At 50.8% G+C, this 1092-nt stretch carries 1 protein-coding gene; it reads right to left on the bottom strand.

Annotation, left to right across the window (positions count from 1 at the left end; all coding sequences use genetic code 11):
* Positions 1-160 precede the first annotated feature (160 nt).
* The coding region (locus B9Y55_RS12945; protein ID WP_143340964.1) for an IS3 family transposase at positions 161-1092 on the bottom strand (932 nt) is incomplete at its 5' end.

Below are 1092 nucleotides of genomic sequence, written 5' to 3'. Positions count from 1 at the left end.
GCGTTTCTTGAGTTTCCGCTGCGCATTCGGAAGCCATCCTATCCTGGTTATCGGGATTTAGAAAAACGATATCAGGCAGGGAAAGATCTCGAATCCGGAACCTGTCAAGCGAGATGTCGCAAAAAGATCGAATTGGAATAACTCAGTGTCTACGCTTTTCCTAGGATTCTTTCTCTGGATTCAGGTATACGGTCTCCTCTATGGAGCAGTTCCTTATCGGTCTGTTTCTCCATCTGTCGGGATGTCGTCTTTTGGCTTCTTCCAGGGTATTTTCCCTCTTAGCCAGTATTTCCTGAGCTTTCCCTTCATGCCTTTGCTCAGGTGTAACGTAATTTAAGGCGCTATGGCGGTGGGTACGATTATACCATGACACAAATCGGTGGATCCATGTCCTTGCTTCATCTATATCCTTGAAGCCCCCGCTGGGGAAGGCTGGTCTGTACTTCAGGGTCTTAAAGATCGATTCACTGTAAGGGTTGTCGTTGCTTACCCTCGGTCTGCTGTGGGAGAACAGGACTCCCAGCTTTTCCATGGTGGCTCTCAATGTGGCGCTTTTCATGGGGCTTCCGTTGTCGGCATGTAGGACCAGAGGCTTCTCGGAGAGTCGGATCTTTTCCGATAGTACCGCTTTGGTGACTACCTCCGAGGCCAGTTCCCCTGATTCTTCGTCGTAGACCTCCCAGCCCACTATCTTTCTGCTGTAGAGGTCTATTATGAGGTACAGATAGTAAAACAGCCCCTTGGCAGGACCACAGATGTAGGTTATGTCCCAGGACCACAGCTGGTTAGGACCGTCGGCCTTATGGGTGGTTATACTCCTTTTCACCGGAGCCGCTGTTCTGCCTCGGTGGTTGAGTTGTTTATGTCTCCTCAGTATCCTGTAGAAAGTGGACTCGGAGGCTATATAGACCCCTTTTTCCAGTAGGTCGTTCACTATCTGGGCTGGCGGTGCGCTGGCATATTCTGGGCTGTTGGCTAACTCCAGTACCTTTCTCTCCTCTGTCGGAGAGAGCTTCTGAGGGTTGCTTCTGGGAGCGTAGGGCCTTTGGTCCTCTTTGACCTCTCCCTCTTTGCACCAACGCTGGAAGGTCC

Origin of the sequence: Dethiosulfovibrio salsuginis, from assembly GCF_900177735.1 — a bacterium.
Lineage (GTDB): Bacteria > Synergistota > Synergistia > Synergistales > Dethiosulfovibrionaceae > Dethiosulfovibrio > Dethiosulfovibrio salsuginis.
This window is presented reverse-complemented; position numbering and strand designations above follow the sequence as displayed.